Origin of the sequence: Burkholderia reimsis, assembly GCF_003294055.1 — a bacterium.
GTDB lineage: Bacteria > Pseudomonadota > Gammaproteobacteria > Burkholderiales > Burkholderiaceae > Burkholderia > Burkholderia cepacia.
The window spans coordinates 1-20735 of the sequence record NZ_QMFZ01000009.1 but is presented as its reverse complement, the minus strand read 5'-3'; the positions used below and the strand labels follow the sequence as shown (position 1 = coordinate 20735).

General features: G+C 66.8%; 20 protein-coding genes. 14 read left to right on the top strand and 6 right to left on the bottom strand.

Annotated elements, in window-relative coordinates:
* Positions 1 to 34 precede the first annotated feature (34 nt).
* The 3 genes from DPV79_RS12955 to DPV79_RS12945 all read left to right on the top strand — a co-directional run bounded on the left by DPV79_RS12955 (position 35) and on the right by DPV79_RS12945 (position 1601).
* Positions 35 to 436 (top strand): nuclear transport factor 2 family protein, encoded by a 402-nt coding sequence (locus DPV79_RS12955; RefSeq protein ID WP_059591049.1) that lies wholly within the window; start codon positions 35 to 37, stop codon positions 434 to 436.
* Positions 437 to 515: 79 nt separating this feature from the next.
* Positions 516 to 971 (top strand): RbsD/FucU family protein, encoded by a 456-nt coding sequence (locus DPV79_RS12950; RefSeq protein WP_021159305.1) that lies wholly within the window; start codon positions 516 to 518, stop codon positions 969 to 971.
* Between the two features lie 192 nt (positions 972 to 1163).
* Positions 1164 to 1601: a DoxX family protein gene (locus DPV79_RS12945; RefSeq protein ID WP_021159306.1), complete on the top strand. Its 438-nt coding sequence runs from the start codon at positions 1164 to 1166 to the stop codon at positions 1599 to 1601.
* A gap of 107 nt (positions 1602 to 1708) precedes the next feature.
* Here the strand turns inward: DPV79_RS12945 and DPV79_RS12940 are convergent, their stop codons facing one another.
* The 3 genes from DPV79_RS12940 to DPV79_RS42630 form a co-directional block, all read right to left on the bottom strand.
* Positions 1709 to 3019 (bottom strand): MFS transporter, encoded by a 1311-nt coding sequence (locus DPV79_RS12940; RefSeq protein WP_113045577.1) that lies wholly within the window; start codon positions 3017 to 3019, stop codon positions 1709 to 1711.
* Positions 3020 to 3343: 324 nt separating this feature from the next.
* Complete coding sequence (locus DPV79_RS12935; protein ID WP_021159308.1) at positions 3344 to 4480, bottom strand: branched-chain amino acid ABC transporter substrate-binding protein; 1137 nt, start codon at positions 4478 to 4480, stop codon at positions 3344 to 3346.
* A 319-nt stretch (positions 4481 to 4799) separates the two neighbouring features.
* Positions 4800 to 5084 (bottom strand): hypothetical protein, encoded by a 285-nt coding sequence (locus DPV79_RS42630; RefSeq protein ID WP_165843509.1) that lies wholly within the window; start codon positions 5082 to 5084, stop codon positions 4800 to 4802.
* 148 nt (positions 5085 to 5232) lie between these two features.
* Between DPV79_RS42630 and DPV79_RS12925 the strand changes: the two genes are divergently transcribed.
* Complete coding sequence (locus DPV79_RS12925; RefSeq protein WP_021159310.1) at positions 5233 to 6027, top strand: AraC family transcriptional regulator; 795 nt, start codon at positions 5233 to 5235, stop codon at positions 6025 to 6027.
* Between the two features lie 78 nt (positions 6028 to 6105).
* Here DPV79_RS12925 and DPV79_RS12920 read toward each other — a convergent pair whose 3' ends face one another.
* On the bottom strand, positions 6106 to 6369 hold the full coding sequence (locus tag DPV79_RS12920; RefSeq protein WP_021159311.1) for a hypothetical protein: 264 nt from the start codon (positions 6367 to 6369) through the stop codon (positions 6106 to 6108).
* A 288-nt stretch (positions 6370 to 6657) separates the two neighbouring features.
* A complete protein-coding gene (locus DPV79_RS12915) occupies positions 6658 to 8550 on the bottom strand; it encodes a bifunctional sugar phosphate isomerase/epimerase/4-hydroxyphenylpyruvate dioxygenase family protein (protein ID WP_021159312.1) in 1893 nt (630 codons plus the stop codon).
* A gap of 257 nt (positions 8551 to 8807) precedes the next feature.
* Between DPV79_RS12915 and aroQ the strand changes: the two genes are divergently transcribed.
* From aroQ to DPV79_RS12900, 3 genes are read left to right on the top strand one after another with little or no spacing between them, the layout of a single operon-like run.
* Entirely contained in the window at positions 8808 to 9263 is a 456-nt protein-coding gene (gene aroQ / locus DPV79_RS12910; protein ID WP_021159313.1) for a type II 3-dehydroquinate dehydratase, read from the top strand.
* A complete protein-coding gene (locus DPV79_RS12905; RefSeq protein ID WP_059648931.1) occupies positions 9260 to 10114 on the top strand; it encodes a shikimate dehydrogenase in 855 nt (284 codons plus the stop codon). Before aroQ ends, DPV79_RS12905 begins: the two co-directional genes overlap by 4 nt.
* Positions 10115 to 10156: 42 nt before the next feature.
* Positions 10157 to 11497 carry an MFS transporter gene (locus tag DPV79_RS12900; RefSeq protein ID WP_048020813.1) on the top strand — a complete coding sequence of 447 codons (1341 nt, stop codon included), beginning with the start codon at positions 10157 to 10159 and terminating at the stop codon, positions 11495 to 11497.
* Positions 11498 to 11585: 88 nt separating this feature from the next.
* Here DPV79_RS12900 and DPV79_RS12895 read toward each other — a convergent pair whose 3' ends face one another.
* Positions 11586 to 12695: a 2-aminoethylphosphonate--pyruvate transaminase gene (locus DPV79_RS12895; RefSeq protein ID WP_113045657.1), complete on the bottom strand. Its 1110-nt coding sequence runs from the start codon at positions 12693 to 12695 to the stop codon at positions 11586 to 11588.
* 259 nt (positions 12696 to 12954) lie between these two features.
* Between DPV79_RS12895 and phnS the strand changes: the two genes are divergently transcribed.
* From phnS to DPV79_RS12860, 7 genes are read left to right on the top strand one after another with little or no spacing between them, the layout of a single operon-like run.
* A complete protein-coding gene (gene phnS / locus DPV79_RS12890) occupies positions 12955 to 14043 on the top strand; it encodes a 2-aminoethylphosphonate ABC transporter substrate-binding protein (protein WP_021159315.1) in 1089 nt (362 codons plus the stop codon).
* 34 nt (positions 14044 to 14077) lie between these two features.
* A complete protein-coding gene (gene phnT, locus DPV79_RS12885; protein WP_042974920.1) occupies positions 14078 to 15181 on the top strand; it encodes a 2-aminoethylphosphonate ABC transport system ATP-binding subunit PhnT in 1104 nt (367 codons plus the stop codon).
* Positions 15159 to 16079 carry a 2-aminoethylphosphonate ABC transporter permease subunit gene (locus DPV79_RS12880; protein WP_021159317.1) on the top strand — a complete coding sequence of 307 codons (921 nt, stop codon included), beginning with the start codon at positions 15159 to 15161 and terminating at the stop codon, positions 16077 to 16079. The genes phnT and DPV79_RS12880 overlap by 23 nt, the downstream gene beginning before the upstream one ends.
* Complete coding sequence (gene phnV, locus DPV79_RS12875; RefSeq protein ID WP_021159318.1) at positions 16069 to 16929, top strand: 2-aminoethylphosphonate ABC transport system, membrane component PhnV; 861 nt, start codon at positions 16069 to 16071, stop codon at positions 16927 to 16929. The genes DPV79_RS12880 and phnV overlap by 11 nt, the downstream gene beginning before the upstream one ends.
* Entirely contained in the window at positions 16926 to 18233 is a 1308-nt protein-coding gene (phnA, locus tag DPV79_RS12870) for a phosphonoacetate hydrolase (protein ID WP_113045575.1), read from the top strand. Before phnV ends, phnA begins: the two co-directional genes overlap by 4 nt.
* Entirely contained in the window at positions 18230 to 19684 is a 1455-nt protein-coding gene (gene phnY, locus DPV79_RS12865) for a phosphonoacetaldehyde dehydrogenase (protein WP_021159320.1), read from the top strand. Before phnA ends, phnY begins: the two co-directional genes overlap by 4 nt.
* Before the next feature lie 4 nt (positions 19685 to 19688).
* Entirely contained in the window at positions 19689 to 20240 is a 552-nt protein-coding gene (locus DPV79_RS12860; RefSeq protein WP_059487355.1) for a phosphonate degradation HD-domain oxygenase, read from the top strand.
* The last annotated feature ends 495 nt before the right edge of the window (positions 20241 to 20735 follow it).

The following is a 20735-nucleotide window of genomic DNA, read 5'->3' as shown; positions in this document are numbered from 1 at the left end:
ACCTCGTCCCCTCATCGACACAAGGAGCCTCGCCATGAGCACCGCCCAATCCGCCTCGTCCGCCTCGTCCATTCACGCCGACCTGATCGACCGCTACTTCGACGCATGGAACGAACCCGACGTCGCACGCCGCCGCGCGCTGATCGATGCGACCTATGCGAGCGACGCGGCCTATCGCGATCCGCTGATGGCCGGCGACGGCCACGCAGGCATCGACGCGATGATCGCGGCCGTGCAGGCACGCTTCCCCGCGTTCCGCTTTCGCCGCACGACCGACGTCGACGCGTTCGGCCAGCACCTGCGGTTCTCGTGGGCGCTCGTGTCGCCCGACGGCGCGGCGATCGTGAAGGGTTCGGACTTCGGCACGGTCGACGCGTCGGGCCGCCTCGCGACGATCACCGGTTTCATCGACGAGATGCCGGCCGCGGCGTCGTGACGTGAGCGATGCATGCGCAACGGCCGCCGGGATCGGGTAACGTTATGCGATTCGTTCCTGATCCTGGAGACTAGCCGACATGCTGAAGAATCTCGACCCGCTGCTGCACGCCGACATCCTGCATACGCTGCGTGCGATGGGGCACGGTGATGAAATCGCGATCTGCGATGCGAATTTCCCGGCGGAATCCGTCGCGGAGCACACGGTGGTCGGCCGCGCGTTGCGCATCGACGGCGCCGATTCGGCGCGCGTCGTGCGCGCGGTGCTGTCCGTGCTGCCGCTCGACACGTTCGTCGACACACCCGCATGGCGGATGGAAGTCGTCGGCGACGCAGCCGCGGTGCCGCCCGTGCAGCGCGAAGTGCAGGCCGAGATCGACCGCGCGGAAGGGCGCGCGGTGCCGCTCGCGGGTATCGACCGTTTCGCGTTCTACGAGCGCGCGCAGCAGGCCTACGCGGTGATCGTCACCGGCGAGTTGCGCGGCTATGGCTGCTTCATCTTCAAGAAAGGCGTGTTGTTGAGCGACGCGGGCTAAACGCGTTTTTCAGTGCGTCGAGCCGCCGGCGCGGCCGCCGCAGTGTAAAGATTTGCTACAACCTTTTTCTTGGACACGGCGAAAAGACCCTCTATGCTGGCCCATTTGCCGCGCCCCCTTCCGGGGCGCGCGGCGTCGAACCGCCCGGGCGCGCCCGGGGCAAGCGGCCGAATTGCATACGAGGAGAGAGGCATGACGCGTACCGTCGATTCCGGCGTCATTTTTTTCGCACGCCTGGCGCTGGCGGCGTTGTTCTTGTGGGGCGGCATCATGAAGCTGCTCGGCTACAGCGATTTCATCGCGTATCTGCACGGGATGAACGTGCCCTATCAACAGGTCGTCGCGCCGATCGTCGTCGCGATCGAGGGGCTGGGCGGCCTGCTGCTGATCGTCGGCTACAAGGTACGGCCGCTCGCGTTGCTGATGGCGGTCTACACGATCGCGACCGCGATGGTCGGGCACAATTTCTGGGACGCGACGAGCGCCGCCGTCCAGCACGACATGGTGATTCACTTCTGGAAGAACGTCGCGATCGCCGGCGGGTTCCTGCTGCTGTTCGTCACCGGCGCCGGCGGCGCGAGCATCGACGCGCTGCGCCGGCCGAGTTCGTCGTACGGCGTGCTGCGTTGAACCGGGCTGACTCGCGCCGCCAGGCCGAGTCATAACAAAAGGGCCGAATCCCGCACGCCGCGGGATTCGGCCCTTCGTTCATCTGGCCGGCGCGTGCGCGCCGACGTTCAGCGTGCGTCCTTCACGTCCTTCGCATCCTTCGAGAACTGCACGGCGATCGCGCCGAGCACGCAGATCGCCGCGACGTACACGACCGGCGCGAGCGGATTCGATTTCATCATCAGCGACACGATCACCGGCGTGAGGCCGCCGAAGATCGCATACGCGACGTTGTACGAGAACGAGATGCCCGAGAAGCGCACGACGGCCGGGAAGCTCTTGACCATCACGAACGGCACCGCGCCGATCGTGCCGACCATGAAGCCCGCGATCCCGTAGTAGAGCGGCAGCGTCGACGCATCGGCCGCGACCTGCACGAACAGCAGGTAGTAGCACGCGGCCAGCCCGATGCCGCCGATGCCGAGCACGCGCTTCGCGCCGATCCAGCCCGCGAGCGAACCGGCGGTGATGCAGCCGGCGGTCAGGCACAGCGTCGCGACGCTGTTCGCGAACAGTGTCGTCGCGGGCGTCAGGTGGAACTGCTTCTGCAGCAGCGCGGGCGTCATCAGGATCACGACGACGATCGCGGCCGACAGCATCCACGTGAGCAGCATTGACACGATCACCGCGCGGCCGTGGTCGCGCAGCACGGCCTTCAGCGGAATCTCGGCCGCGAGCGCCTTCTTCGCCTTCATCTCGGCGAACACCGGCGTTTCATGCAGCCAGCGGCGCAGGTACACGGAGAACAGGCCGAACACGCCGCCGAGCAGGAACGGGATGCGCCATGCGAACGCACCGACTTCGGTGGTCGAGTAACGGCTGTTGATGCCGGCGGCGACGAGCGAGCCGAGCAGGATGCCGGCCGTCAGGCCCGCGGTCAGCGTGCCGCATGCATAGCCGATATGACGCGACGGCACGTGCTCGGACACGAACACCCACGCGCCCGGCACCTCGCCGCCGACCGCCGCGCCCTGCAGCACGCGGAACAGCAGCAGCAACACCGGCGCGAGGATGCCGATCGTGTCGTAGGTCGGCAGCAGGCCCATCAGCAGCGTCGGCACCGACATCATCAGCACGCTCAGCGTGAACATCCGCTTGCGGCCGAACAGGTCGCCGAAGTGCGCCATGATCACGCCGCCGAGCGGGCGCGCGAGATAGCCGGCCGCGAAGATGCCGAACGTCTGCAACTGGCGCAGCCAGTCGGGAATGTCGTGCGGGAAGAACAGTTGCCCAATCGCCGGCGCGAAGAACACGAAGATGATGAAGTCGTAGAACTCGAGGGCGCCGCCGAGTGCGGCAAGGCCAAGGGTCTTGTAGTCGCTGCGCGTGAGCGCGCGTTCGGCGGCGCGAGGCACGCCGCTCAATTCGGAAGCTTGCATGGTCAGGACGATCGGTTTTCGAATGTTGTTGTCGGTGCTGCGTCTCCAGGGCCCGCTATCGGCATGGACTGACAAGGCGCGGCTTGCATCGTCGAAGCGTGTCGTGTGCCGGGTGAGGCGCGCAACACGCGCCGCCGCACCGGGATGGGGCACGGCAGGGACGAAGCGTCAAAGCGGGTGGGAGGATTCTACAGGAGCGCGAAATGCGCGCGCGGGTGTGCGACGGGGAAGGCTTCGGAGCGCGCGGCCGGGGCCGGGGCAAAAGCGCGCGCGGCGCGGGCGGCCGGTGAGCCGCTGACGCGCCGCGCGGGGCCGGGTTGCGTATCAGTTGCCGGCGATCGTATCGACCGGCTTGAACGTGCCGCGCTCGACCTTGTAGATCGTCACCGGCGCATCCTTCAGGTCGCCCTTCGCGTCGTACGCGATGCTCGGGGCCGACACGCCCTTGACCGACACCTTGCCGAGATACGGCGTATACACCTTCGGGTCGGTCGAGTTCGCGTCCTTCATCGCGGTGAGCAGCGCGATCGTGCCGTCATACGAGTACGGCGAGTAGGTGATCACGTCTTCGTTGAAGCGCGCCTTGTAGCGTGCCGCGTAACCGGCGAAGCCCGGCATCTTCTCCTTCGGCAGCCCGCCCATGTAGACGATCGCGCCTTCGGCCGCGTCGCCGCCGACCTTCAGGAACGTCGGTGAGCGCGACATCTCGCCCGTCACGAACGCCGACTTCATCCCGAGCTGGCGCATCTTGCGGATCATCGGCGACGATTGCGCGTCGCCGCCGCCGTAGAAGATCGCGTCCGGGTTCATTCCCTTGAGGTTGGTCAGGATCGCTGAGAAATCGAGCGCCTTGTCGTTCGTGAAGTCGCGCTTGATGATCGTGCCGCCCGCCGCCTCGACGGCTTTCGCGAATTCGTCGGCGATGCCCTGGCCGTAGGCCGTGCGGTCGTCGATGATCGCGATGCGCTTGAAGCGCAGCGTCTTCACCGCGTACGTGCCGACGATGCGGCCCGCTTGCGCGTCGCTCGTCAGCAGCCGGTAGGTCGTCTTGTAGCCGCGCGCGGTGTATTGCGGCGACGTGGCCATCGAGATCTGCGGCAGCCCCGCGCGATCGTACAGGTCGGACGCGGGAATGCTCGTGCCCGAGTTGAAGTGCCCGATGATCCCGCGGACGTTGTCGTCGATCAGCCGCTGAGCGACGGTCGTGCCCGTGCGCGGGTCGGCCTGGTCGTCCTGCGAATCGAGCTGGAACGTGACGGGCTTGCCGCCGATCGTCGGACGCGTCGCGTTGAAATCGGCGATCGCGAGCTGCACGCCCTTCTGCATGTCCGTGCCGTAGTTCGACTGCGGGCCGGTCAGCGGTGCGGCGAAACCGATCTTGACGACGTCGGCGGCAATGGCGTGCGCGCCCGACAGTGCGCAGGCAGCGGCCAGCGCGACGTGCGATACCTTCAGCTTCACTTTCACTTCCCCTTGATGGCGTGGTTGGGCCGCCGCCGGCTGGCGGGCCGGCACCGGTAAACCGGGCGAGACGGTTCGGTCGGCAGGCCGATGCGAGGGCCGTGCGTGCGTGCCGCGTGCTGCCCGGGCTGTGCCGGAATCGGCGTGTGTGGTGGCCGATGCCGCAGGCCCTGCACGCCGGTCGCTGCCGCGGCGGAAGGTCGTCTCGTGACCGTGAAGCGAAGTCTAGACAGCGAAAATGCGTGCGTCTTGCGCGTTCGGTGCGCGGCCGGCGACGATATCGGCATATCGTCGATAACCCTGATATATGCCGAAATCGTCACGCCGAATGCGCAAACGCGCCAAGACGCTGTACGGTTGCATTTTTATGCTGGCGGATGCGGATGCGGATGCGGATGCGGATGCGGATGCGGATGCGGATGCGGATGCGGATGCGGATGCGGATGCGGATGCGGATGCGGATGCGGATGCGCGGTGCGCGGTGCCGGTGCTCCGGCAAGCCCGTGCGCTCATGGCATGTTGGCACCGGTGCATGCATGGCTGCGGCGTTGGCATAAGCGGATTCCCGGCCGGCCGTCGCATGCGCGGCGCGGTGGTTGTGCACGCAACGTATGTGGCGTGTCGAAGCCGGTCGGCCGACGGCGCGACGTGACGGCTGCCGCCAACTTGCCCGCCCTTGCGATCGGCGCGACGCGATCGGAGGGGCGCTTCTATAATCGACGCCATCTGCCACTCGCCTTGCGGTTGCCCGGATGACGACCTTGCCAGCCGTACCGCCCATGAGCCTGTCCGATACGTTGCGCCACCAGCCCGACAACGCCGATCTCGGCGCGATGCTCGCGCACTTCCGCCTGCTCGAACCGGTATTCGATGCACTGCCGGACGTCGCGTTCTTCGTGAAGGACGCGAACGGCCGCTACGCGCTCGTCAACCGCACGCTGGCGATGCGCTGCGGCTACAAGGACAAGCGTGACCTGCTCGGCAAGACGGCCGACGAAGTGTTTCCGCGCCGCTTCGGCCGCAGCTATTTCGAGCAGGACATGGCGACGATCAACGCGGGCCAGCAACTGATGGACCAGCTCGAGCTGCACCTTTATCCGGGCCGCCAGCCGGGCTGGTGCCTGACCTGCAAGGAGCCGCTGCGCGATGCCGCAGGCAGGGTGGTCGGCCTCGCGGGCATCTCGCGCGACCTGAAGGCGCACGAGGGATCGCACCCGGCGTACAGCCGGCTCGCCGACGTGGTCCAGCACATCCAGGATCACTACGTACAGCCGCTGAACCTGAAGCAGCTCGCGCAGATGGCCGGGATGTCGGTCGCGCAGCTCGAACGCTACTTCCACAAGGTGTTCCACCTGACGCCGCGCCAGGTGCTGCTGAAGACGCGGCTGGATGCGGCCACCGCGCTGCTCGTCACGCACGACAAGGTGACCGACGTCGCGGCGCTATGCGGCTATACGGATCACAGCGCGTTCACGCGACAGTTCAAGGCGACGGTCGGCGTGACGCCGACGGAATACCGGTTGATGCTGCAGGAGCGGGCAGGGTGACGCGACGCGCCGAAAGGGCCGGCGAGTCGCAGGGATCGGGGCGATCCGGGGAAAGGGGGAAGCGGTGAAAACCGCGGCTCAGCGGTAGCCGAGCCCTTTCAGGACGGCGGTGCCGTTTTCGGTCAGCCGGAAGCTGGGGGCGGTATCGGCGTCGAGCTTGACCATCTCGACGAGGCCGGCTTCCTGTAGCGCAGGCAGTTCGGGTTTGGCGTTCGCGCCGATCGGTGCGTGCAACAACACGAGCAGCGTCGCGATTTCATGATGACTGAGCAGGCGGCGCAGCATCGTCTTCTTTGCAGGGGGCGCGGCCGGGCGGCCCGCGGGTGCTTCTACGGCGCTCATCGCTTTCCTCCTTTTCGAGATAACTATCGGGTACTGGTTGCGGATGGTGCCGTCGAAGACTTAAGCGATTCTTAAAACCGTGGCCGAGGACCGGATGCTGCGCTGCGGTACAGGTTACCGGATGTAACGCCAGAAGGAGCGCGGTTCCCGGCCCGATCGCGGCAAGCCGCGCGGGCGGGTGCGCTGCCGCGCGATTCACCACGATGGTGCGTGCGGGATGCGGCCCTTTGAGCCAGCCGCGGGGCGCGAATGTGATTCGGCCCCGAAATTCTGGTTCGTCTCTTTCTCTTATTTCCTGTGCTGTGCCTGCGCGGCCAGGCGCACGGCCGCGTTTGCCGCCCCGTAGCCGTCGTATCCGCCGCGCCGCTCGACGATCTCGAGCGAGAAGCGGTTGTCGACCAGTTCTGTATACGCGTGCAGGAATTCGCCGCCGTGCTCGTCGCGGTCGTACAGCAGGTGATGCGTGCTCAGCGTGTCGATCAACTCGTCCGGCAGCGCGTAGCGTGCGGCGAGATCGTCGTAGTAGTTCGGCGGAATGCGCAGGAACGGAATGCCGTCGGCCGCGAACGCGGCGATCGTCTTCACGATGTCGTCCGTGCGGAACGCCACGTGGTTCAGCCCCGTGCCGTGATAGCGGTCGAGCGATTCGGCGACCGCCGTGTGCCGGTCGACCGACGCGTTCAGCGCGATCCGCACCGAACCGTCGGCGCTGCGCACCGCGCGGCTGCGCATCAGCCCGTACGGGTCGGGCACGAGCCAGCTGCGCTCGGCCTCGAAGCCGAAGGCCGTCTTGAAGAACAGGATCCACGTATCGAGCGCGTCGGCCGGCAGCGCCAGGCACACGTGATCGATACCCGTCAGTGGGCCGACCTCGCTCGGGCCGTCGATGTCGGTCAGCACGAAGTCCGACTCATACAGCGTCGGCGCGTTCGGCGCTTCGTCGACGAAATACTCGAGGCTGCCGTCCGGTGCCTGCACGCTCGGCAGCACGCGTTCGTTCGGCCCGACGCGGCCGGAGAACGGCGCATAGCCGAAACCGGCCGCGCGTTCGAATGCCACTTTCGCGTCGTCGACGCGGAATGCCGAAGCACACAGCGACAGCCCATGCTGCTGGAAGAACGCATCGGCGAACGAGTCGCGCTCCGCGTTCAGCACGATCGACGCGGCGCCGTGCTGGAACAGCGTCACGTCCTTCGACCGATGCCGGCCCGCGAGCCGGAAGCGCATCCGGCCGAGCCATTCGCCGACGGTTGCCGCGGCCTGTGCGTCGACCGCGAATTCGATGAACTGGAACCCGACGTGCGCGGGCGGCGCCGGCGGCGCGAACAGCGGCTGGCTGGCGGCCGGCGCGCGGCCGTCCCGCGCGAGCCGCTCGCGTGTCAGTTCTTCCAGGTAGAGCAGCGAGCGATGGCCGTCGGCGGCCGTGATCGCGGTCGGCGCCGCACGGAAGCCGTCGTTGAAGATCTCGAGCGACAGCGGCCCCGTGTAGCCCGATTCGATCACGCGCGCGGTGAAGCGCGCGAGGTCGAAGTCGCCCTGGCCCGGGAACGAGCGGAAATGGCGGCTCCATTCGAGTACGTCCATCGCGAGTTTCGGCGCATCGGCGATCTGCACGAACGCGATCCGGTCGCCGGGGATGTCGGCGATCGCGTCCGGGGAATCGTCGAGCGACAGCGTATGGAAGCTGTCGAGCGCAAGGCCGAGGTGCGGGCTGTTCACGGCATTCACGAGTTGCCACGCATGGCCGTACCGCTTCACGACTCGGCCCCACGCGAGCGCTTCGTACGCGGCGACCACGCCGGCTTGCCGCGCGGCTTCCGCGAGCGCGCCGAGCTGGTCGACGAGCAGCCCGTCGTCGGCGATCGTGTCGGCCGACACGTTGCTGCACACCAGGATGCGGTCGGTGCCGAGCGCGTGCATCACGTCGAACTTGCGCTTGATGCGATCGAGGTTGCGGGCGAGCTGGGCTGCGCTCACGCCCTCGAAGTCACGAAATGGCTGGAACAGCACGATGTCGAGGCCGAGATCGGCGGCCATGCGCCGGACGTCGGCCGGCGATCCGTCGAAGTAGACGAGGTCGTTTTCGAAGATTTCGACGCCGTCGAAGCCGGCGGCCTTGATGGCGGCGAGCTTCCCGGCGAGCGTGCCGGACAGTGACACGGTGGCGATCGAGCGCTGCATGGGCGAATCCTGCGGATGAGCGGGGCACGGCGCCGGTCGAATCGACCCTGAATGAACCATTCGTTGAATTAACGACGAACGCCATATCCCGAATTTACTGGGTAAGTGATGCGTATTGTACAAACTAACTAGGTGGTACAAATTAGCGAAAACCCGAAAAGACATTGCGCTTTCGCAAGCGCACACTAGCGCCAAATCTTGACGTCAGGGGGCGAAGTCGGCTAGCGATGCGCCCCCGTTTTAGGAGCAGAAACACCATGAGCAAGCCCAAGGTGCTGGTGCTGAACGGCCCGAACCTGAATCTGCTGGGGACGCGCGAGCCCCATATCTACGGCGCGGAAACGCTCGCCGACGTCGAGCAGCGCTGCCGAACGGCCGCTGAAGCGCTCGGGCTGGAAATCGACTTCCGCCAGTCGAACGCCGAGCACCAGTTGATCGACTGGCTGCACGCGGCGCGTCACGATACGCACGGCATCGTGATCAACCCGGCTGCCTATACGCATACGTCGGTGGCGCTGGCCGACGCGCTTTCCGCGATCGCGAAACCGGTGATCGAAGTTCATATCTCGAACGTGCATCGCCGCGAGGCGTTCCGCCACCATTCCTATGTATCGGCGGTTGCCGAAGCCGTGATCTGCGGCTGCGGCACCGAAGGCTACGTGTTCGCGCTGCAGCGTCTGGCGACGCTGTTCGCGCAGGGAGCCGCGCGATGAGCCGCCCGTCGTTTCTGATCGGCCTGATCGGCCAGGGCATCGGCGGTTCGCTGTCGCCGGCGATGCACGAGGAAGAAGGTTTCCGCCAGGGGTTCGGCTATGTCTACCGGCGGATCGACCTCGACGTGCTCGGCGTGACCGTCGACGCACTGCCGCAACTGCTCGATGCCGCGCAGCGGATGGGCTACAACGGCCTGAACATCACGCACCCGTGCAAGCAGCGCGTGATCGAGCACCTCGACGCGCTGTCGGACGATGCGCGTGCGCTCGGCGCGGTGAACACCGTGTTGTTCAAGGACGGCAAGCGGATCGGCCACAACACCGACTGGTCGGGCTTCGCGAAATCGTTCCGCCGCGGGTTGCCCGACGCGTCGCTCGAACGCGTCGTCCAGCTCGGCGCGGGCGGCGCGGGCGCGGCCGTGGCGCACGCCGCGCTGCAGATGGGCGCGGCCGAACTGACGATTTTCGATGTCGACGGCACGCGTGCCGCCGGCCTCGCGGCTGAACTGCAGCAACGCTTCCCCGCGGCACGCGTTGTACAGGGCGGCGATCTCGCGGACGCGATGCGCGCCGCGACGGGCTTGATCCACGCGACGCCGACAGGCATGGCCAAGCATCCGGGCCTGCCGCTGCCGGCCGAGCTGCTCCGCGCGGGCATGTGGGTGGCCGACATCGTGTATTTCCCGCTCGAAACCGAACTGGTCCGCGCCGCGCGCGCGGCCGGCTGCGCGACGCTGCCGGGAGGCGGGATGGCCGTGTACCAGGCCGTCGATGCGTTCGAGATCTTCACCGGACGCACGCCGGACGACGAACGAATGTTCGAACACTTTCAGTCGCTGGTCGCACGCTGACCCTTCTACCGACTAGCTGAAAAAAGAGATCAGGAGACAATCATGCAGCACACCACCCACTCGAACGCCGCGTCCGCGGCGGCCGGCACGGTCCGGCGCACCTCGGCGCGCTACAAGATTCTCGCGCTGCTCGCGATCGGCACGATGATCAACTATCTCGACCGCACCGTGCTGGGGGTGGCTGCACCGCAGCTCACCAAGGAGCTCGGCATCAATGCGGCCGTGATGGGCATCATGTTCTCCGCGTTTTCGTGGACGTACGTCGCGATGCAGGTGCCCGGCGGCCTGTTCCTCGACCGCTTCGGCAGCAAGATCACCTATTACTGGTCGATGACGCTGTGGTCGCTGTGCACATTCCTGCAGGGCTTCGTGCCGGGCATCGCGACGCTGTTCGCATGCCGGCTCGGGCTCGGCGTGACGGAGGCGCCGTGCTTCCCGACCAACAGCCGGGTCGTCGCGACGTGGTTCCCGCAGAACGAGCGCGCGATGGCGACCGGTACGTATACGGTCGGCGAGTACATCGGCCTCGCGTTCTTCAGCCCGGTGCTGTTCGCACTGATGGGCGCGTTCGGCTGGCGCTCGCTGTTCTGGGTCGTCGGCGCGATCGGCATCGCGTTCGGCCTGGTCTGGTGGAAGTTCTATCATGAGCCGCGCAACCATCCGGGCGCCAACTCGGAGGAGCTTGCGTATATCGAGGCGGGCGGCGGTCTCGTGCACGGTGCACGCAAGGACGGCGACAAAGGCGCCAAGGGCGCGCAGAAGAAGTTCAGCTGGGCGATGGCCGGCAAGCTGCTGAAGAAGCGTCAGCTCGCGGGCATCTGCCTCGGCCAGTTCGCCGGCAACTCGACGCTGGTGTTCTTCCTGACCTGGTTCCCGACCTACCTCGCCACCGAGCGCCACATGGGCTGGCTGAAGATCGGCTTCTTCGCGGTGATGCCGTTCATCGCCGCGTCGGTCGGCGTGATGTTCGGCGGGATCTTCTCCGACTGGCTGCTGCGTCGCGGCAAGTCCGCGAACCTCGCGCGCAAGCTGCCGATCATCGCGGGCCTGCTGCTCGCGTCGACGATCATTCTCGCGAACTACGTGCAGAGCAACGAGGCCGTGATCGCGATCATGTCGGTCGCGTTCTTCGCGCAAGGGATGGCCGCACTCGGCTGGACCCTCGTGTCGGACATCGCGCCGGACGGCCTGCTCGGCGTGACGGGCGGCATCTTCAACTTCGCGGCGAACCTCGCCGGCATCATCACGCCGCTCGTGGTCGGCTTCATCGTCGCGTCGACCGGCTCGTTCGTCGGCGCGCTCGTGTTCATCGGCGTGATCGCACTGATCGGTGCGCTGTCTTACATCTTCGTCGTCGGCGACATCAAGCGGATCGAGCTGTAAGCATCGCCTCCACGCGCATCCTGTGCGTTCGCCCGGCGGCCGGTTGGCCGCCGGGCTTTTTTGTTGGCGCGACGCGCTGCGTGCACCCTTATGCGTGCTGCACCGCGATACCGAGCGATTCGACCGCCTGCGCGATCGCCGCGACCGCGCGCCGGATATCGTTGGCATCGATCGCACCGATGCAGCCGACGCGGAACGTCTCGAGCTGCGTGAGCTTGCCCGGATACAGGATGAAGCCGGCATCGCGCACGGCGTCGTAGAAGCGGCGGAAATCGTAGGCCGGGTGGTCGGGCGCGTGGAACGTGACGATCACCGGCGCCTGCACGTTCGCATCAAGGAACGGCGCGAAGCCGAGCGCGCGCATCGATTCGACCAGCGTCCGGCAGTTGTCCGCGTAGCGCGCACCGCGCGCCGGCTGGCCGCCTTCGGCGAGGTACTGGTCGAGCGCGGCGCGCAGCGCGGCGATCACGTGCGTCGGCGGCGTGAAGCGCCACTGGCCCGTCTTGCGCAGGTATGCGTACTGATCGTGGAGATCGAGCGCGAGCGACGGCGAATTGCCTTCGCCGGCCTCGAGCGCATCGCGCCGCACGATCGCGAACCCCATCCCCGGCACGCCTTCGAGACATTTGCCGCTTGCCGAGATCAGCGCATCGATGCCGCTGCCCGCCAGCGCGATCGGCAGCGCGCCGAACGAGCTCATCGCGTCGACGATCAGCCGCTTGCCGTGGCGTCGGCACACGGTGGCGATGTCGTCGAGCGGGTTCAGGATGCCGGCGCTCGTCTCCAGATGCACCTGCGCGACGTGCGTGATGCGCGGCTCGCGCGCGAACGCGGCCTCGATCGCGGCCGGATCGACGGCCGCATCCTCGCCGAACGGTAAAGCGATCGCTTCGATTCCGAGCCGGCCCAGGATCTTCAGGATGCGCGCGCAATACGCGCCGTTGTCGGGCACCAGCACGACGCCGTCGCGCGGCACCAGCGTACCGAGCGCGGCTTCGACCGAGAACGTGCCGCTGCCCTGCATCGGTACGCACACGTACTCGTCGCCGCCATGCGCAATGGCGACGAGGTCCGCGCAGACGCTGGCCGTCAGTTGATTGAAAGCGGCATCCCACGAGCCCCAGTCATGTTGCATTGCGTGGCGGGTTGTGGCGGACGTGGTGAGCGGGCCGGGCGTAAGAAGAATCGGATCGGACACGGTTTTTTCCTTGCAAAGGTCGAAAGAAACGCCGGGCGGCATTTCTGAATGACTTGCATGATATTGGCAAAATGTGTCATTTTTTGGAAATTGTGGCATTCGTCACGGGTTTGTCATCGAACGCTGTGATCCTTCGCTTGCCGCGAGAAACCTGACCTCGGCGCGGCGGCGAGGCAGGCCGTTGATCGGCCTGCCCGGAGATAACAGGAGAGCCGGATCGTGCCCCGGCCATTTGGTGTTCCGCCTACGGAGAAGTGAGATGACACTGCAGAATTCCTCGCGCGCCGCTGCCGGCGCGTTCCGCAAGCTTGCACTGGCCGCCACCGTCGCCGGTCTGATGGGCGCCGCGTTGCCCGTGCATGCGGCGAGCGCGGTCGTGCTGTACACGGCGGACGGTCTCGAGAACCTCTATCGCGATGTGCTGCCGGCGTTCGAGAAGAAGGAAGGCGTCAAGGTCAACATCGTGACGGCGGGCAGCGGCGAAGTCGTCAACCGCGCGAACATCGAGAAGAATTCCCCGAAGGCCGACGTGATCGTCACGCTGCCGCCTTTCATTCAGCAAGCCGGCCAGATGGGCCTGCTGCAGGCGTACCAGAGCGTGAACTACAAGAACGTGCCGGCGATCGCGAAGGCGGAAGACGGCACGTGGGCGACGTTCGTGAACAACTATTTCTCGTTCGCGATCAACCCGGACGTCGTGAAGAACCAGCCGAAGACGTTCGCCGACCTGCTGTCGCCGGCCTATGCGGGCAAGGTCGCGTACTCGAACCCGGCCACGGCCGGCGACGGGATGGCCGTGCTGATCCTGACGACGTCGCTGATGGGCGAGGACAAGGCGTTCGACTACCTCGCGAAGCTGTCGCAGAGCGTGAAGTTCCACACGAAGGGCACGGGCTACCTGAACGTGCTGCTGTCGCGTAACGAGATCAGCGTCGCGAACGGCGACCTGCAGATGGACCTCGACGATGCCGAACACGGCGCGCTGTCCGTCAAGCCGATCTTCCTGGCCGCGAAGGACGGCGACCAGCCGACCACGTTCCAGCTCCCGTACGGCATCGGCCTGATCAAGAGCGGCCCGAACCAGGACGCCGGCAAGAAGCTGATCGATTACCTGATGTCGACGGAAGTGCAGTCGAAGGTGCCGGACATGTACGGCATCCCGGGCCGCACGGACGTGCCGCTGGCCGGCAAGAACGGCGAAGCGGTCAAGAAGGCGATCGCGGGCGTGAAGCTGATCCCGGTCGACTGGACCCAGGTGATGGCGAAGAAGCCGGTGTGGATCGAGCGCTGGAAGAAGGACGTGATCGGCAGCTCGGGCAAGCAGCTCGACGTCGTCAAGCCGAAGTGATCGGCGCCCGCCGCCTGTATTCGTGAGCAAGAGGATGAACCCGGTGGAAACCACCCTGACCCATCCCGGCGCATTCGGCGCCGCCGAACCGCGAGCAACGCTGCGGTCCGGCGCGCCGGGCGGCGTGCAGATCGAACACCTGAGCGTGCGCTACGGCGCACGCACGGTGCTGGAAGATCTGTCGCTGTCGATCGGTGCCGGTGAATTTCTGACCGTGCTCGGCAAGAGCGGCTGCGGCAAGACCACGCTGCTGCGCTTCATCGCCGGGTTCGTGAAGGCCGACGGCCTGACCGGCACGCTGACCGTTGCCGGACGCGACCTGACCTACGCGCCGCCGCACAAGCGCAATCTCGGTCTGCTGTTCCAGAATTACGCGCTGTTCCCGCACCTGTCGGTGTTCGAGAACGTCGCCTTCGGGCTGCGCGCGCGCGGCATGGCTTCGTCGGAAGTGACGCGCCGTGTCGCCGATGCGCTGAAGCTCGTGCAGCTCGGCGATGCGGGCCATCACCTGCCCGCGCAGTTGTCGGGCGGAATGCAGCAGCGCGTCGCGCTGGCGCGCGCGCTCGTGATCGAGCCGGACGTGCTGCTGCTCGACGAGCCGCTGTCGGCGCTCGACGCCAACCTGCGCGCGTCGGTGCGCAGCGAACTGAAGGCGCTGCACGAGCGCCTGCCGAACCTGACCGTCGTCTGCGTGACCCACGACCGCGACGACGCGCTCGTGCTGTCCGACCGCGCGCTGCTGATGCGCGACGGCCACATCGCGCAGCTCGGCACGCCGCAGCAGCTGTACGACGCGCCGCGGGACGGCTACGTCGCGCGTTATCTCGGCCCGGCGAACCTGCTGCCGCCGCACGTGATCTTTCCGCTCGGTGATCCGCGCCATGAAGTGCGTGGCAAGGTGGCGTGCGTGCGCCCCGAGCGCCTGACCGTGATGCCGCCCGCCGCGGGCGGGCTGCACGGCACGGTGTCGTCCGTCGAATGGCAGGGCGCGGACCTGTCGATCGCGGTCACGATCGATGCGGCGCCCGACGAGCCCGTGCGCGTCACGATGCAACGCGGCCGCGGCGCGGCTCCCGAGCGCGGTGCGCGCGTTTCCCTGCATTGCGAGGCAGACGATGTCGTCCTTATCGAGCCCTGAAGCCGGCCTGCCGCCGCACGTGCTCGCGTCGGCCGCCGCGCACGCCGCCGCCGCGCGGCGCCGCAAGCGCATGGGCGACCTGCACCTGGCCGCGCTCGCGATCGTCGTGCTGGGCCCGCTCGTCGTCTACCCGCTGGTGCGGCTCGTGCTGCTGAGCGTGTCGGGCGACCACGGGCTGAGTTTCGCCGCGTACCGGACGTTCTTCGGCAACCCCGACACCCGCAACGTGCTGCTGACCACGCTCGGCGTGCTGTTCGCGAGCGCCGGCACCGCGTCGGTGCTCGGTGTGCTGCTGGCCGCACTGCTGTTCTTCAAGCCGTTTCCGGGCGCGTCGCTCGTCACGCGCTTCCTGGAGCTGTACGTCGCGTTTCCGTCGTTCCTCGTCGCGTTCACGCTGATCTTCCTGTACGGCTCGCAGGGCTCGATCAGCATCGCGCTGCAGCACCTGTTTCATCTCGAAAATGCGCCGCTCGATTTCCTGTTCGGCATCGGCGGCGTGATTCTCGCGCAGACCGTATTCTATACGCCGTTCGTCGTGCGGCCGACGCTCGCATCGTTCGCGACGCTCGATTTGCGGCTGATCGAAGCCGCGCGCAGCCTCGGCGCTTCCGGCTGGATGCTCGCGCGCCGCGTCGTGCTGCCGATCGCGTGGCCGGGCATCGCCGCCGGCACCGTGCTGTGCTTCCTGCTGACGCTGAACGAATTCGGGATTCTGCTCGTGCTCGGCAGCGCGCGGCTCGTCACGCTGCCGGTCGCGATCTACAGCAGCGCGACCGTCGACCTCGACCTGCCGACCGCGTCGGCCGGCGCGGTGGTGATGCTCGCGCTGTCGCTGGCGCTGTATGCGGTTTATCGCCGGGTGAACCGGCGCGCGACGGGAGGGAACGATGTCCGCTGAATTCCGTATCGGGCAGGGCGTGCCGCGCCACCAGATCGGCTGGGGCGACACGGTGCTCAAGCATGCATCGCGCGCGGCGCTCGCGCTGGCCGCGTTCGCGTGCTTCTGGCTGTTCGTGTTGCCGGTCATCGTCGTCGCGCTGTCGAGCGTGTCGACGCAGTGGTCGGGCACGATCTTGCCGGCCGGTTACAGCCTGCGCTGGTTCGAGCGGCTCGGGTCGCCGGAATACGACGCGCTGCTGACGAGCCTCGAAATCGGCTTCGGCGTGTCGGCGGTCGGCACGGTCCTCGGACTGTGGCTCGCGCTGGCGCTCGAGGGGCGCGACCGGCGCGGCCTCGGCGCGGTGGTCGATGCCCTCGTGATGGTGCCGAACGGCGTGCCGAGCGTCGTGCTCGGGCTCGCGGTGCTGATCGCGTATCACCAGAAGCCAGTCGATCTGTCGAGCTCGGCGGCGATCGTCGTGCTCGTGCAGCTCGCGCTGATCTTGCCGTTCTGCTATCGCTGCGCGGCCGCGGCGCTGCGTCCGGAGCTGACCGTGCTGCGCGAAGCGGCGGCGAGCCTCGGCGCGCCGCCCGCGATGGTGCTGCGCCGCGTGCTGCTGCCGCAGCTGGTGCCGGCGCTGCGCGCGAGCCTCGCACTCGGCTTCGCGCTGTCGCTCGGCGAGCTCGGTGCGACGCTGACGGTTTATCCGCCCGGCTTCGCGACCGTGCCGATCGTCGTGATCGGCCAGGTGGAGCGGGGGTATTACCTTCCGGCGTCGGCGCTGTCGCTGCTGATGCTGGGCGCGTCGCTCGCGGCGCTGCTGCTGATCGCCGCGCGCGTGCCGCGCGGCAAGCGGGTGGCATCATGAACGCCGCGTTCGCATTGCGCCAACCTGGCGACGCGTCGGCGGCCGGTATCCCGACGGAGCTTGCGGGTCGCTCGGTCGACGTCAACGGCCGGCACTACCGGCTGCCGGTCGAGCCGACCGTCGTCGTCTGCGTCGACGGCTGCGAGTACGACTATCTCGAACGGGCGGTGGAAGCGGGCGTCGCGCCGTTCATCGGCCGGATGATCGCGGAAGGCACGGCCTGGCGCGCCGATTGCGTCGTGCCGACCTTCACCAACCCGAACAACCTGTCGATCGTCTGCGGCGTGCCGCCGTCGGTCCACGGAATCTGCGGCAACTATTTCTGGGACCCGGCCGCCGACGGCGGGCGTGGCGCCGAAGTCATGATGAACGACCCGGCCTACCTGCGGGCCGGCACGTTGCTCGCGGCGGCGTCCGACGCCGGTGCGCGGGTGGCCGTCGTGACGGCGAAGGACAAGCTGCGCCGGCTGCTCGGCTGGCAGATGAACGGCATCTGCTTTTCGGCCGAGAAGGCCGCGCAGGCGAATCTCGCCGAAAACGGGATCGTCGACGTGCTCGACTGGGTCGGCCTGCCGTCGCCGGACGTCTACAGCGCGGCGCTGTCCGAATTCGTGTTCGCGGCCGGCGTGCGGCTTGCGCAGACGCGCCAGGTCGACCTGATGTACCTGTCGACCACCGATTACGTGCAGCACAAGTTCGCGCCGGGCAGTGCCGGTGCGAACGCGTTCTACGCGATGATGGACGGTTATCTCGCGCAGCTCGACGCGCTCGGCTGGGCGATCGGGCTGACGGCCGACCACGGGATGAACGCGAAGCACGATCCTGCGACGGGCCGGCCGAACGTCATCTATCTGCAGGATGCCTTCGACGGGTGGTACGGCGCGCAGGCTGCGCGCGTGATCCTGCCGATCACGGATCCGTACGTCGTGCACCACGGCGCGCTCGGCTCGTTTGCCACTGTCTATCTGGCGCCGGGCGTCGACCGGGCCGAGGCGATGTGGCGCGTCGGCGGCCTCGACGGCGTCGAGCTCGTGCTCGACAACGCGGAAGCCGCGGCACGTTTCGAGCTGCCGGCCGACCGGATCGGCGATCTCGTCGTGATCGGCCGCCGCGACATGACGCTCGGCACGCGCGAGCGCGAACACGATCTGTCGGGCCTCACGGTGCCGCTGCGTTCGCATGGCGGCGTGTCGGAGCAGGAAGTACCGCTGCTGTTCAATCGCCGTATCGAGCCGGTCGATCCTGCGCGTCGCCCGCGCAATTTCGACGTGTTCGATTTCGTGCTGAACCGGGTCGCGACATGATGGCTCACCCCCGACACGATCACCCGGCGTTTCGCGCGGAGGCGCTGCGCTGGTGCGGCACGCGCGCGACGCGCGAACGCACGCTCGACGTCATGGACCCTTACACGGGCACGCGCGTCGGTACGGTGCCGCTCGCGAGCGTCGACGACGTGCGCGCGGCATTCGACTACGCGATGGCGTACCGGCCGACGCTCACGCGTTACGAGCGTTCGGAGATCCTCGAACGCGCGGCTGCGCTGTTGCGCGAGCGTACCGAGGAAGCGTCCGACCTGATCACGCTCGAGTCGGGGTTGTCGAAACAGGACTCCCGCTACGAGATCGGCCGTGTGGCCGACGTGTTGAAGTTCGCGGCGGTCGAGGCGCTGCGCGACGACGCGCAGAGTTTCTCGTGCGACCTGACGCCCCATGGCAAGGCGCGCCGCGTATTTTCGCAGCGGCAACCGCTCGATGGCGTGATCGTCGCGATCACGCCGTTCAATCATCCGATGAACCAGGTGGCGCACAAGATCGCGCCGGCGATCGCGACCAACAACCGCGTGATCGTGAAGCCGTCGGAGAAGGTGCCGCTGTCGGCGCTCTATCTGGCCGACCTGCTGGTTGAAGCCGGTCTGCCGGAGCCGATGCTGCAGGTGCTGACCGGCGATCCGCGCGAGATCGCGGACGAGCTCGTCACGCACCCGCATGCGTCGCTGATCACCTTCACGGGCGGCGTGGCGATCGGCAAGGCGATTGCCGCGCGGGCCGGCTACCGCCGCATCGTGCTGGAACTGGGCGGCAACGATCCGTTGATCGTCCTCGACGATGCCGATCTCGAACGCGCGGCGTCGCTGGCGGTGCTCGGGTCGTACCGGAATTCGGGCCAGCGCTGCACGGCCGTCAAGCGGATGCTGGTGCAGCGCTCGATCGCGCCCGCCTTCACCGAATTGCTCGTCGAGAAGACGCGCGCATGGAAGTACGGCGATCCGTTCGATCCCGCGAACGAAATGGGCACGGTGATCGACGAGGACGCGGCGCGGCTGTTCGAGGCGCGGGTCGGGGAGGCGGTCGCGCAAGGCGCGAGGCTGTTGACGGGCAACGTGCGGCGCGGCGCGCTGTATGCGCCGACCGTGCTCGACAACGTCGATCCGTCGATGACGATCGTGCGCGAGGAGACCTTCGGCCCGGTATCGCCGGTGATTGCGTTCGACACGATCGACGACGCGATCCGGATCAGCAACGGGACGGCGTTCGGGCTGTCGTCGGGTGTCTGTACGGACAGCACGGCGGCGGTGGTGCGGTTCGTGAACGAGCTGAACGTCGGCACGGTGAATGTATGGGAAGTGCCCGGATACAGGATCGAGCTGTCGCCGTTCGGCGGGATCAAGGACTCGGGGCTCGGATACAAGGAGGGCGTTCAGGAGGCGATGAAAAGCTTCACGAACCTGAAGACGTTTTCGCTGCCTTGGGAGTGAATGAATGGCATTGACGGTGGAAGATATCCACGGGTTGTATCGCGAGCATGGTCATGTGGCCTATAGCGGTGAACCGGTCACGCAGCTCGAGCATGCATTGCAGAGCGGATTGCTGGCGGAAGAGGCGGGGGCTGATGAAGCGCTGGTTGCGGCGGCGTTCCTGCACGATCTCGGGCATCTGCTGAATCGCCAGGGCGAGACGCCGAGTGCGCGCGGGATCGACGATCTGCACCAGTATTACGTGCTGCCGTTCCTGCGGCCGCTGTTTTCCGACGCGGTGCTGGAGCCGATCCGGCTGCACGTCGACGCAAAGCGCTGCCTGTGCCGCACGGATACCGGCTACTTCGAGAGCCTGTCGCCGGACTCGGTGCGCAGTCTCGCGCTGCAGGGCGGCATCTTCAGTGAGGAGGAGACGGCGGCGTTCCTGCAGCGCCCGTTCGCGGAGGATGCGCTGCGTCTGCGCCGCTGGGACGATACGGCAAAGGAAGAGGGCAAGGTGACGCCTGATCTCGATCACTATATGGAGATCGTCGCGCGCCAGGCGCGCGCAGGGTGACCGGTTGAGTTGCTTCTATATATAAGACCCCGCACGCGACAGCGTGCGGGGTCTTATATTTTTTGAGAAACCCCTTGCGCAGTTCGAAGAGGGTGCTTAGAATCACGCCTCTTTCGCGCTAACGGAAACGCGGCGCGGAAGAGGGAAGCGGAGCTGGTGGTGTGCTGCAGTCTTGGGCGCGCGGTTGGCTTGGAAGTTGAACCCCGCAGTCGCAACGATGTAGTGTAAAAAGTTGTTGACGAGCTGCGAAACACGGTTCATAATCTCGCTTCTCTGCTGCTGAAAACGCAGCGCTGCTGAGAAACACGAAGTTCCTCGCAGATTGCTCTTTAAAAATTAACAGCCGATAAGTGTGGGCGCTTGATGGAAGCAAGCTGATCTTCGGGTCAGATAGCGAAAGTATCAAGAGTCTCACACTAAAGTAAGTCAGGTTTATGAAGCAATTCATATTCCTGTCAGCTTTGAGTGAGCGACCGGTTCTTAACCGAACCGAAA

Coding starts and splice junctions, on each gene's coding strand:
- DPV79_RS12955 (WP_059591049.1), top strand. CDS start 35: ATGAGCACCGCCCAATCCGCCTCGTCCGCCTCGTCCATTCACGCCGAC.
- DPV79_RS12950 (WP_021159305.1), top strand. CDS start 516: ATGCTGAAGAATCTCGACCCGCTGCTGCACGCCGACATCCTGCATACG.
- DPV79_RS12945 (WP_021159306.1), top strand. CDS start 1,164: ATGACGCGTACCGTCGATTCCGGCGTCATTTTTTTCGCACGCCTGGCG.
- DPV79_RS12940 (WP_113045577.1), bottom strand. CDS start 3,019: ATGCAAGCTTCCGAATTGAGCGGCGTGCCTCGCGCCGCCGAACGCGCG.
- DPV79_RS12925 (WP_021159310.1), top strand. CDS start 5,233: ATGACGACCTTGCCAGCCGTACCGCCCATGAGCCTGTCCGATACGTTG.
- DPV79_RS12920 (WP_021159311.1), bottom strand. CDS start 6,369: ATGAGCGCCGTAGAAGCACCCGCGGGCCGCCCGGCCGCGCCCCCTGCA.
- DPV79_RS12915 (WP_021159312.1), bottom strand. CDS start 8,550: ATGCAGCGCTCGATCGCCACCGTGTCACTGTCCGGCACGCTCGCCGGG.
- aroQ (WP_021159313.1), top strand. CDS start 8,808: ATGAGCAAGCCCAAGGTGCTGGTGCTGAACGGCCCGAACCTGAATCTG.
- DPV79_RS12905 (WP_059648931.1), top strand. CDS start 9,260: ATGAGCCGCCCGTCGTTTCTGATCGGCCTGATCGGCCAGGGCATCGGC.
- DPV79_RS12900 (WP_048020813.1), top strand. CDS start 10,157: ATGCAGCACACCACCCACTCGAACGCCGCGTCCGCGGCGGCCGGCACG.
- phnS (WP_021159315.1), top strand. CDS start 12,955: ATGACACTGCAGAATTCCTCGCGCGCCGCTGCCGGCGCGTTCCGCAAG.
- phnT (WP_042974920.1), top strand. CDS start 14,078: ATGAACCCGGTGGAAACCACCCTGACCCATCCCGGCGCATTCGGCGCC.
- DPV79_RS12880 (WP_021159317.1), top strand. CDS start 15,159: ATGTCGTCCTTATCGAGCCCTGAAGCCGGCCTGCCGCCGCACGTGCTC.
- phnV (WP_021159318.1), top strand. CDS start 16,069: ATGTCCGCTGAATTCCGTATCGGGCAGGGCGTGCCGCGCCACCAGATC.
- phnA (WP_113045575.1), top strand. CDS start 16,926: ATGAACGCCGCGTTCGCATTGCGCCAACCTGGCGACGCGTCGGCGGCC.
- phnY (WP_021159320.1), top strand. CDS start 18,230: ATGATGGCTCACCCCCGACACGATCACCCGGCGTTTCGCGCGGAGGCG.
- DPV79_RS12860 (WP_059487355.1), top strand. CDS start 19,689: ATGGCATTGACGGTGGAAGATATCCACGGGTTGTATCGCGAGCATGGT.